Consider the following 621-nt stretch of genomic DNA (forward strand, 5'->3'; position numbering starts at 1 on the left):
TGCTTTCTGGATGATGGCGATCGATTGCGCTATCTGCACCTGATGCATGAGGCCCTGCACGCCACAGGCTGCCAGCTGCACGCTTACGTCTTGATGGACAACCATGTGCACTTGCTAGTCACGCCACCTGCAGCGGGACGCATCGGACAACTGATGCAACGGCTTGGGCGAAACTACGTCGCATTGTTCAATGGCCGCCACGGGCGCACGGGCACGCTGTGGGAAGGCCGGTACAAGGCATGTCTTGTGGACAGTGCGGACTACGTCCTTCGCTGCTATCGCTACATTGAGCTCAATCCGGTGCGTGCTCGCCTGACCGACAACCCGGCGACGTATCGCTGGTCCAGTTGCCCAGCCAACCTAGGCCAACGCAAGCACTCCGTGCTGACACCACATCCCTGTTGGCTTGCGCTTGGCAGCGACCCGATCCAGCGATCCAACGCGTACCGTGCTCTGCTCAATGAAGCCCTCTCCGACGAACTGCTCGCCAACATTCGTCTTCATCTACAGCAGCAGCGAGCCCTGGGCCACGACGCCTTCCGCGCAATGGTCCAAGCCAAGACCAACCGCTTTGCAGGCGTCAGGCCCGCTCATCGGCCACGCAACACCAACACCGTCGAC

1 protein-coding gene is annotated in these 621 nt (G+C 60.9%); it reads left to right on the forward strand.

The window, feature by feature from the left end; genetic code table 11:
• The coding region (locus J7396_RS22430) for a transposase (protein ID WP_209262190.1) at nt 1–621 on the forward strand (621 nt) is incomplete at both ends.

This window comes from Xanthomonas sp. A1809, assembly GCF_017746015.1.
GTDB lineage: Bacteria > Pseudomonadota > Gammaproteobacteria > Xanthomonadales > Xanthomonadaceae > Xanthomonas > Xanthomonas euvesicatoria.